Below are 11,476 nucleotides of genomic sequence, written 5' to 3' on the forward strand. Positions count from 1 at the left end.
GGTGCGACGCGGAGGGGGCTTTCCCCGTCGCCCCCCGCAACACGCCTCCGGCCGCACCGGCGACGAGACGGACCGGCAGCTCGGCACGCTGACCCGGTGGTTGAGCGTCCGTTCGCTCCGCTGCCCGGCGACCGAACCTGACAGGCCGACGCCCCCGACGCCGGAACACCCCTCCCGCACCCGCTCCGCCCACCTCTCCCTCATTCCGCACTCCCCTCATGCCGCCCGGCGCCACTTTCCGGTCCTCCTGCCGCCCGCCCTCTCCGTGCCGGGCGCGACGGGCATGCCCGGCCGGGCGACCCCCTTTCCACAAGCAAGGAACCCCGTTGGCAACGACAACACGGAACGCGACCAGCGATCCGGACCGCGTCAGCTTCCTGGAGGAGCTGTACCAGGGCCGCTTCCGCTGGGACCTCGTCCGCGACTTCCCCGTGCAGGACCCGGTGGACGCCGCGACCGGCGACAAACTGACCGAGGAGCTGACAACCCTCTTACGCGAGCGGGTCGACCCCGAAGACGTCGACGCACGAGCCGCGCTGCCCGACGGATTCCTCGACGAGCTCGGCCGGCGCGGCTACTTCGCGCTCCAGACGGACCCCGCCCTCGGCGGCCACGCCCTGTCGCACTACAACACCTTCCGCATGGTGTCGGCGGCCGCCGCGCACAGCACCCCGGTGGCCCTGTCCCTCGCCATCGAGAACGCGCTCGGTGCCGGGGCGTTCCTGGCCGTGGCGCCCGAAGGCCCGCTGCGTGACATGCTGAGCGACGTGGTGCGCCGTGGAGCCCGCTCCGCGAGCGCGGACAGCGAGCCCCAAGGAGCCGCCAACCAGCGCCGGTTCACCACCGCCACCCGTATCGAGGGCACCGACGACTACCTGATCGACGGCAGCAAGGTCTTCGTCGGGCACGCGCCCGTCGCCGAGGTGGTCAGCGTCTCCGCCACCGTCCACGAGGACGGTGTCGACCGGGTGCGGATGTTCTTCGTGCGCACCGACAGTCCGGGAGTGACCAGCGGTGACTGGCACACCTACATGGGCATCAAGGGATTCCCCAACGGATGGCTGGAGTTCAGGAACGTACGGGTTCCCGGCGATCACATGCTCGTCGAGCGGGACATCGGCCACGTCGTCCGCACCACGCCCGCCACCGCCCGGCTCGTCGGCCGCGGCAGGATCCACCTGATCGCGGCCCCGTCGCTGGCCGTCGCCCGGCTGTGTCTGGGCTGGATGCGCGACTTCGCCGCCCGACGCGTGATCGACGGCCGGCCCCTGGCGGAGTACGACGAGGTGCGGCGGCGCCTCGCCGAGAGCCTGGCCGACACCTTCGCCGTCGAGACCATGGCCCAGTGGTGCCTGCTTCCCGAGGACCAGGACCGGGGCCTCAACCTCCGGTTCGAGCAGAACGCCGTCAAGAACGCCTCCTCGCTCCTGGCCTGGGAGGTCGCCGAGCGCGCCATGTCCCTGCTGGCGGGGGAGGGGTACGAGACCGCGTCCAGCAAGCGGCTGCGCGGGGCGCCCCCCGTCCCCGTGGAGCGCTTCCTGCGGGACCTGCGCAACCTGCGCATCTCCGGCGGCGTCGACTTCCAGATCGACAACTGGATCGGTCGGCTGGCGATCCTGTCGTACTACTACCCCGAGCCGGACCACGCGGCGGAGCTCCAACGCGAGGACGAGGTCCCCCTGGACACCACCGGCACGGTGCTCACCGACCGGAACCTCGGCCATCTGCGCTGGGCGGCCGAGCAGACCCGGGCCTTCGGGCGCACCTGCCTGGAGTTGGCCCGCAGCCACCCCGACCGGGAGGAGCTCGACGCCCGGGAGCGGACCCTCATCCAGCTCGCCGCGATCGCCCGGGAGATCCTCGGCGTGTCCCTCACCCTCGCCCGGGCCTCCGCCCTCGCGGCGGCCGGGGACGACAGCGCCCAAGCACTGGCCGACGTCTTCTGCACCGCCGCCCGGCAGCGGGTCACCGATCTGCTCGACCGGCTCCAGAGCCCGCCCGGACCCGACATCGAGGCGGTCGCCTCCGCCTGGATGTCCGGCACCGCGTACGCGTTCCTCACCACCGACGGCACCTCGGGCCCGCTCCGAGGTGGCAGCACCGAAGAGAGCACCGCATGAGCACCCCCACGCACCACGCTCCGCTGACCGTCGGCCAGGAGGCCATGTGGGTCTCCTGGAGACTCGACCCCGAGCAGTGGACGCACATCATCCCCACCCCCTTCGAGGTGAGCGGCACACTCGACGTCGAGCGGCTGCGCCGTGCCGTCGCCGAGACCGGTGAGGCCTTCCCGCAGTTGCGTGCCCGCGTGCGCCCGGGAACGGACGGACCGGTCCTCGACTGGTCGGACGCCCCGGAGATCCCCGTCCGGTGCACGCGCACGGAGCAGGACCGCGACAGCGCGATCCGCGCCGCCTGGCAGACCCCCTTCGACCTGCGACGCGGCCCGCTCGCCCGCGTCGACCTCATCGACGGCCCGGACTACACGGTCCTGCTGATCGCCGTGCACCACCTCGTCCACGACGGCGCCTCCGTGCTGACGCTGCTGGACGCGCTGCGCGCCGCCTACCGGGGCGAGGCTCTCCCGCGCGAGGACCATGGCCCCGCGCTCGCCGCCTTCGCCGCCCACACGCGCGACCTCGCCGACGGCCCCACAGGGGAGGAGCACCGGCTCCACTGGAAGGAAACCCTCAGCGACAGCGGTGACTTCTCCCTGCCTGCCGGGCAGGAGGAACCCCGCTACACCGTCGCCGGCGAGGTCCTGCCGGCGGACCTCGCCGCCGCGCTGCGTGACCGCGCCGCCGCATCCGGAATGTCGTTCGTGACCGTGCTGTTGGGCGCCTGGTTCGCGCTGCTGCGGCGCCACAGCGGCTCGGACGACGTGCTGTCGTTCCTGCCGTACCACGGCCGCGCGCTGCCCGAAGTGCGCGACCGAGTCGGCTACTTCGTCAACGCGCTGCCGGTCCGCGTCCCGGTGCGCGCCGGCGACCGCTACTCCGATCTGCTCGCCAGGGTGCGCGGCCGGGTCAAGGAGACCCTCTCGTACGGCGACCTGCCGCTGCCCGCCATCATGCGTACCGCCGGACTGACCGGCCCCGAGGCGCAGCGCCGCACCCATCAGGCGGTGTTCCAGTACTGGCACGCAGGGCTGCGCGATGACATCGATGTCCACGACATACGGCTGAGCCACGGCGACGGCGAGGCACGGCTGAGCCTGCTGGACATGGAGAGCACCGCCGGTTTCCGCCTCGCCCTCATGGTGCGGGAGGACAGCTGCGGCACCCATCTGCTGTGGAAGGATCCGGCCGGCTCCCTCGGGACCACCCGGGTGCGCGCCATGGCCGACGACTACGTGTCCATCCTGCGTGCGATCGCCGCCGACCTACACGCCCCCCTCGCCGAGGTGCTGGCCTCCACCACGCCCGCCCGGAGCGGCACGGACGCCGCCTCCGGCGAGGACGGGGCGTGCGGGGCCGAACCCGATGCGCGGGTGCGGGAGATGGCCGAGGTCTGGCGGTCGGTGCTCGGTTCGGGTCCGGTCGGCGACGGCGACTCGTTCTTCGAGCTGGGCGGGCACTCGCTGCTGGCGGGGACGCTGGTGGCGGCGGTCCGGGACCGGTTCCCGGGCGCCTCGTCAGGTATCCGCGCGCTGTTCGACCATCCCAGGCTCGCGGACTTCACCGCGCACGTCCTGGCCGCCGCCGGGACCACCGAGCCCGCCGCGACGCCCCCGCCCCCAGCCCCGGTGCGGCACACCGCCCCGGCCGAGGACACCTTCCCCGCCTCCAGCTTCCAGCGCCGGATCTGGCTCGCCCAGCGCGTCGCGGGCGACCCGGCGGCCTACAACGTGCCCCTTGCCTGGCGGGTCGAGGAGCCCCTCGACGCGGACGCGCTCACCCGAGCGCTGGCCGCGACGATCACCCGCCACGAGATCCTGCGCACCGCCTTCCACGAGGTGGACGGCGACCTGACACAGAGGGTGCGTGCCCCGTGGACGCCGCGCCTGGAGCGGGTCGACCTCAGCGGCCGCCCCGACCCCGACAAGGCCCTCGACGCCTGGATCCGCACCGCGGCGCACGAGCCGTTCGACCTCGCCACGGGCCGTCTGCTGACCGCCGCGCTCATCGAGCTCGGCGACGCCGGGCAGGTACTCTTCGTCTGCCTGCACCACCTGCTGTGGGACGGCGAGTGCGAGAACATCCTGCTCAAGGAACTCGACGCCCACTACACACAGTCCAGCGGCAGCACCGCGGCCGAGAGGCCGGCCGGACCGCACGCGGCGGCCCCCGCCGCCGAGGACACCCGCCCCGCCTCCGCGCACCAGGAACGCATGTGGTTCGTCGACCGGTTCGAGACGGGCTACCTGTACCCCGCCGCGCCGACGTACCACAACCTGCCCCTGTTCCTCCGGCTGGACGCCCTCCCCGTCCGGACTCGGCTGACCGAGTCCGTCGCCGCCGTGGTCGCCGCCCACGAGGCCCTGCGAACCGAACTGCTCGAAGTGGACGGCCGGGTCGTCCAACACGTGCGGCGCGAGGCTGCCGTCGTCCCCGAGTGGCTGCCCGCCGCCCCGCGGCCGGACCGCACACAAGTCGTCCCGCACGCCCTCACCGCCTGGTCCCGTGAGCCGTTCGACCTGTGCGCCGGGCCGCTGCTGCGGGTCGCCGTCCAGCCCGACACGGACACCCCGGGCGGCTGGATCGCCCTCAGCGGACACCAGGCCGTCGTCGACCGCGCCTCCCTGCTCACCGTCGCCCAGCAGATCCTCGCGGGGGCGGAGGGCGAGGCACCCCGCCCGAGCAGTCACCCTCGCCGGCTCGGCGCCGACGACGAGGACACCCGGCGGGCCCACCTCGCCGCCCGCGCCGCCGTGCTCCGGCCACCGGCCGACCCGCTGCGGCTGCCCGAGCGCCGTACCCGTGATGCCGTGCACGTCTACGAGGAGCGGTCGGTCGCGTTCGCCCTCCCCGCCGGGCTCGGACTGCGTGCCGCCGCGGACCGGCTCGGCGCCGACGTGCCGGAGGTCGCCCTCGCCGCCTTCGCGGCACTGCTCCAGTGGTACTCCGGCCACGAGGACATGGTGCTCGGCCTGTCCCACGCCGGACGGGACGAGCGGGACCGGCACGTCGTCGGCCCCCTGGGCAACCTCCTGCCCGTACGCCTGCGCCCGCGCGCCCGGCAGTCGTTCGCCGACCTCGTCGCCGACACCGCCGCCGAGACCGCGCACGCCCGCCTCCACGACCGCGCCCCGTTCGACGAACTGGTGCGCGCCGTCGACCCGTCGAAGGACATGAGCCGTACGGCTCTCTTCGACGTGCTCTACAGCTATCTGCCTGCCGCGGCGCCCCTGCCCGGCCCGGACGGCACCACCGCGCACGTCGTCGACACCGCCGGCGGCCGAGGCAAGTACGACCTGCACCTCTCCCTCCAACCCGACGAGGACGGCCACCGCGCCCATCTCGTCTACAACGCGCTGTACTTCGACCACGACCAGATCGCCGACATGGCCGAGCACTACGTCACGGCCGTACGGCAGCTGACCGAGCGCCCCGAGTGCGAGGTGGCGGACATCGACCCGCTCTCCGACCGGGAGCGCCACGTCCAGCTGAACGTGTGGAACGCCACCGACGCGTCCTACGACGAGACCCCGGCCCACGAGCTGATCGCACGTCAGGCCGAGGCCCGGCCCGAGGCCGCGGCCCTCACCGACGGAGACCTCACGGTCCGCTACGGAGACCTGATGGCCGACGCCCGCGCCGTCGCCCGGGGCCTGCAAGACGCCGGCGTCCGCCAGGGCGAGCTGGTCGCGCTGCTGTTCCCGCGCGGCGCCGACCAGGTGCGCGCGATACTCGGAACGCTGTTGGCAGGTGCCGCCTACCTGCCCATCGATCCGGCGATCCCCGCGGACCGCCGCGAGTTCATCCTGGCCGACTCCGGTGTGCGCCTCGCGCTCGCGCCCTCCGCCGACGCCGACAGTGACGTCGACGGGACGGTGCTCGCGCTGGACGCGCTGCTCGCCACACCCGCCGGTGCGGACACCGCGCTCCCGTCCGTGCCGCTGGACTCGCCCGCGTACTGCATCTACACCTCCGGCACCACCGGCCGTCCCAAGGGCGTCGTGCTCACCCACCGCAACCTCGTGCGTCTGCTCGACAACGACCGGCTGCCGTTCTCCTTCGGGACCGCCGACGTGTGGACGATGTTCCACTCCTACGCCTTCGACTTCTCCGTGTGGGAGCTGTTCGGCGGCCTGGCACACGGCGGCCGGGTCGTGCTCGTCTCCGAGGACGAGACCCGGGACCCCGGCCTCTTCTTCGATCTGCTCCAGCGCGAGCGCGTCACCGTGCTCAACCAGACCCCCAGCGCGTTCCGCCGCCTGCTCGGCCTGCGGCCCACGACCCCGGACGGGCTGTCCGCCCTGCGCTGCGTCGTCTTCGGCGGCGAGGCACTGCGCCCGGCGATGCTGACCGAGTGGTCGGAACGGTTCCCGCACGTCCGCCTCGTCAACATGTACGGCATCACCGAGACCACCGTGCACGCCAGCGTGCGCACCGTCACCCGCTCCGACATGGAGGCGGACGCGAGCGTGGTGGGCACCCCGATCCCCACCACCCGCCTGTACCTGCTCGACCGCCACACCGGCCGCCGGCTGCTGCCCGTCGGCGCCGTGGGCGAGATCTACGTCGCCGGTGACGGCGTGGCCGGTGGCTATCTGGGCCGGCCCGAGCTGACCGCCCAGCGTTTCGTTCCCTCGCCGTTCGGCGACGGCACCCTGTTCCGCAGCGGTGACCTGGCCGCGTACCTGCCCGACGGTTCGCTGCGGTTCATCGGCCGCGCCGACTCCCAGGTGCAGCTGCGCGGATACCGCATCGAGCCGGGCGAGGTGCAGACCGTCCTGTGCGACCACCCCGACGTCTCCGACGCGGTCGTGTTCGCCGAGGACGACCGTCTCGTCGGCGTCGTGCAGAGCGAACGCGCGCTGACCCCGGGAGAGTTGCGCGGCCATCTGGGGCAGCGGCTGCCCTCCTACATGCTGCCCTCGCTGTTCCACGTCGTGCGGACCATTCCGCTGACGGTCAACGGCAAGGTCGACGTGAAGGAGTTGCGCGCGCAGACGGCCGCGCCGGCCGCCCCCGCGCGGCGCGAGCCCCGCGCCGGCACCGCCGCCGAACTCGCCGCCGTCTGGTGCGATCTGCTCGACGTGCCGGCCGTGAGCGAGGACGACTCGTTCTTCGGGCTCGGCGGGCACTCCATGCTCGTCGTCCGCCTCATCGGTGAGATCGCCGAACGGTTCGGCGCGGACCTGCCGATCAAGACGCTGTTCGAGACGCCCCGTCTGGGCGACCTCGCCGACCTGATCGACTCGGCACCCGGCCGCCGCAGCCCTGCCACCTCCGCCCCGGCGCCCACGGTCCGATCCGAGCCGCTCCCCGCCACCGCGCCGCCCCTACCGGACGCGTCCGCGGCGCCCCGCCCCGTCGAGTCCGGCACCGCCCCGGCGCCGGCCGACGGCGACGAGTCGCCCGCGAGCGCCTTCCAGCGCCGCATGTGGCTGGCGGAGCAGATGAGCCAGGGCGCCCCCGCCCACGTCTCCCTCGGCTGGACCGTCACCGGCGACCTGGACATCGCCGTCCTGGAGGACGCGCTGGCCCGCCTGGTCGCCGGGCACGAGATCCTGCGCACCGCCTTCCGCGTGCGGGGCGGCACCGTCCGCCAGATCGTCCAGCGGCCCTGGCGGCCGCGAGTGCGGTCCTTCGCCGCCGAGGAGGGCGACGGCCCCGAGGAAGCCGCCGCCCGGTGGCTCGACGAGGCCGCCGGTCGCCCCTTCGACCTCGCGTCCGGACAGCTGCTGCGTCCGGCCGTCGCCGACTGCGGGCCGCGCGGCACGGCGTTCATGCTCTGCGTGCACCATCTCGTCGTGGACGGCGAGTCCGTACGCGTCCTCGTCAGCGAGTTGGAGCGTTGCTACCGCGACAGCCTCGCCGGGGTGCCCTCCGCGCCGCCCGCGCTCCAGTACCGTGCCCACACCGCCGCCGCCGAACGTCCCGGCGACGCCCGCCGCGACGCCGACCTCGCCTTCTGGCAGGAGCGGCTCCAAGGCTGGCCGGCCCGGCTCGGCCTGCCCGCCCCCGAGCGGCCCGAGGCCGACGGAGCGGTCCGGATCGCCCTGCCCGACGGTCTGCTCGGCCGGCTGCGGCCGGTCATGGCCGAACACGGTGCGAGCTGGTTCATGGTCATGGCGGCCGCACTGGCGACGGCGCTGCACCGCTGCGGCGGCATGCCGGCGCTGACCTTCGGCGTCCCCGCCAGCATCCGCGACACCGCGTCGGCCGACCTGCTGGGACCCTGCCTGAACCTCGTCGTGCTCCGCTCGGCACCGGCCGCCGACGCCACCGCCCACGACGCCCTGACCGCCATGCGCACCGAGGTGCTCGACGCCTTCGAACACGCCCGGGTCCCCTTCGACGAGGTGCTGGCCCGGCTGCGGCCGGAACAGACGGCCGGCGGCGCCCCGTACACCGACGTCGTGCTCAACATGAACCTCCGCGGCGGCCGGAGCGCTGTGCTCGGCGACGCCGAACTGCGGCCGGTGTTCCCCGAGTCGCTGTGGGCCCGCGAGGTCAAGTTCGGCGCCACACTGACCGTGACCGAACAGGACGGCGAGCTGAGCGCCGTGCTCTCCCACCGTGGCGACCGGGTGTCCGCCGCCGACGCCGCACGTCTCGCTGACGCTGTCGCCGCCTGCCTCGTCGAGCTCTCCGGGGACGCACCGCCGCCCCAGTACCGGGACTTCGTCCGCGCCCAGAGCACGGCCCGCTCCTCCGGTCGGCATGAGGCGTCCCTCGCCCACTGGCAGGAGCGGCTGCGGGGCGCACCCGCCTACGTGGAGCTGCCCGCACCCGAGGAGCCCGCCCCGCACGGCGTGGTCGACATGGTGCTGCCCGAGGGCGCGGGCGAGCGCCTGCGCACCCTGCACGAGCGCCACGGCATCTCGCCGTTCATGACGGCGGCCACCGCGCTGGCTGTCCTGCTGCACCGCCGTACCGGCACCGACGACGTGGTGATCAGCGGTCCCCTGACCAACCGCGGACGCAGCGGATTCGCGGACGTGTTCGGGCCCTGCCTGAACACCGTGCCACTGCGCTCCCGGCTCCGCCCCGGTGCCACGGTGCGCGACCTGCTGGAGGCGATGCGGGACCAGACGCTGGAGGCGCTCGCGCACGGCGAGGTGCCCTTCGAGGACGTCGTCGACCGGCTCAACCCGCCCCGCAGGCCCGGTCGCACCCCCTACGGCGACGTCTCCCTGTCCTTCAGCACGGCTCCGGCCCGTCCCCGCACCCTCGGCGGGCGAACCCTGAGCGCCGTCGCGATCGACGGCGAGGACGCCGCCTACACCGGTAAGCTCGGCCTGACGGTCGGGCTCGTCCTGGACGGCCGCGAACTGCGCGGCCGCATGTCCTACCACGGCGGCCTGCTGCGACGCGCCGACGTCGAGCAGCTGGCCGGCACGCTGGCCGTCCTGCTGGACCGCCTCCCCGACAGCCTCGACGCACCCGTCGCCGCACTCGACCTGCTCTCGCCCGAGGAGTCGGAGCGCATCCGGGCCTGGGAACGGGGGCCTCGGCCGGGACCCGCCACGACCGTCCCGGCGCTCGTCCTGCAACAGGCCCGGACCCGCCCGGACACGCCGGCGGTCGAGAGCACGCGCGGAACCCTCGGCTACGGCGGTCTCGTGCGCCGCGCCCGCGCCCTCGCCGCGGTCCTGCGGCCGCACCTGTCGGACGAGGCGCCCGCGGTCGCCCTGCTCCTCGAACGCGGCGAGGACTTCGTCGTCGCCATGCTGGCCACCTGGTTCGCCGAAGCCGTGTTCTGCCCGCTCGACCCGTCCTGGCCGGCCGCCCGGCAGGAGTACGTCCTCGCCGACCTGGGCGCCGACGTGCTGCTGACGTCGGCCGGGACCGTGCTGCCGGCGACCGGGACGGCCGCGGTCGTCGACGTCGCCGACGTTCCCGACGATCAGGGCTCCGAGCACGACGAGGACGCCGAGGGCCTGCCCGACTGGTCCGCGGACGCCCGGGCCTACGTCATCTACACCTCCGGCACCACCGGCAAGCCCAAGGGCGTCGTCGTCCGGCACCGCGGCCTCGCCAACCTGGTGCGCTCCGCGGGCTCGACCCTGGGCCTCGGCGCCGGGGACCGCTGCTCCCACCTGCTCAGCGTCAGCTTCGACTCCTCCCAGATGGAGGTCTGGCAGGCCTTGGCCAACGGTGCCTGCCTGGTCCCGCACGAGGAGCCCGTGACCCCCTCCACGCTCGGCGCATGGCTGGACGCCAAGGGCGTGACCGCTGCGTTCTGCGCCACCGCGCTGGCCGAGGCCATGTGGAGCACGGGCAGCACGACGCCGCGCTCCCTGCGCTGGCTGGGCATCGGCGGCGCCGCGCTCGCCCAGCGCCCGCCGGCCCGGCTGCCCTACCGGGTACTCAACTCGTACGGCCCGACCGAGAACACCGTCGCCGCCTCCGAGCACATCGTGGACCAGCCCGGCACCGCCCCGCTGAACTGCATCGGCCGCCCGCTCGCCGGGGTGCGGATGCTCGTCCTCGACGAGGCCGCGCAGCGTGTGCCGCTCGGCACCGTCGGCGAGATCCACCTCGCCGGCGACAGCCTTGCCGAGGGATACCTGCACCGGCCCGAACTGACCGCGGAGCGCTTCCGCACCATCGAGGTGGACGGCGGGCCGCTGCGCGTCTACCGCACCGGTGACCTCGGCCGCCGCATGCCCGACGGCTCCGTCGAGTACCTGGGGCGGACCGACCGCCAGCTCAAGCTGCGCGGATACCGCATCGAGCCCGGCGAGATCGAGCACTTCCTCCAGCAGCAGCCCGAGGTGGCCCAGGCGGCCGTGACCGGGGACCCGCAGCGCACACCCGCCCTCGTCGCCTACGTGACCCCCCGCGGCGACCGCACCCCCACTGCCGCCGAACTGCTGCGCCGGGCACGGGCGGAGCTGCCCGTGTTCATGGTGCCGGACACCGTCGTGGTCCTGGCCGCACTGCCCCTGACCACCAGCGGAAAGGTCGACCACGCCGCCCTGCCGCGTCCCGAACGCGCCGACCTCGTCGGCGGCGTCGGACACGTCGCGCCGGGCAACGACACCGAGCGCAAGGTCGCCGCGCTCTGGTCCGAGGTCCTGGGGCTGCCCTCGATCTCGGTTTACGACACCTTCTTCGACCTGGGCGGCAACTCCCTGGCGCTGGCCAAACTGCACAGCAGGATCGTCGCCGCCTTCGGCAGGGAACTGCCCGTCACCGCGCTGTTCGAGCACCCGACCGTGTCCGCCCTGGCGCGCGTGCTCGGCGCGGCAGCCGAGCCCGGCCGCCCCGCCGGGGGCACCCCCGAGCCCAGGCGTCCGAAGCGGTCGGGCCGGCAGATCCGGCGCGGCCGTCGCCGCCCCGGCACGGCGGGAGGCGAGTGA

2 protein-coding genes are annotated in these 11,476 nt (G+C 74.1%); both read left to right on the plus strand.

Annotated elements, in window-relative coordinates; translation table 11 throughout:
• Positions 1-326: 326 nt before the first annotated feature.
• Entirely contained in the window at positions 327-2,120 is a 1,794-nt protein-coding gene (locus JS756_RS24020; RefSeq protein ID WP_205385255.1) for an acyl-CoA dehydrogenase family protein, read from the plus strand.
• On the plus strand, positions 2,117-11,476 hold the full coding sequence (locus tag JS756_RS24025; RefSeq protein ID WP_205385256.1) for a non-ribosomal peptide synthetase: 9,360 nt from the start codon (positions 2,117-2,119) through the stop codon (positions 11,474-11,476). The genes JS756_RS24020 and JS756_RS24025 overlap by 4 nt, the downstream gene beginning before the upstream one ends.

Source organism: Streptomyces actuosus (assembly GCF_016921115.1).
GTDB lineage: Bacteria > Actinomycetota > Actinomycetes > Streptomycetales > Streptomycetaceae > Streptomyces > Streptomyces actuosus_A.

Bases quoted from the DNA above. Each gene is read 5' to 3' on its own strand.
- JS756_RS24025 (WP_205385256.1), top strand. From the start codon at position 2,117: ATGAGCACCCCCACGCACCACGCTCCGCTGACCGTCGGCCAGGAGGCC.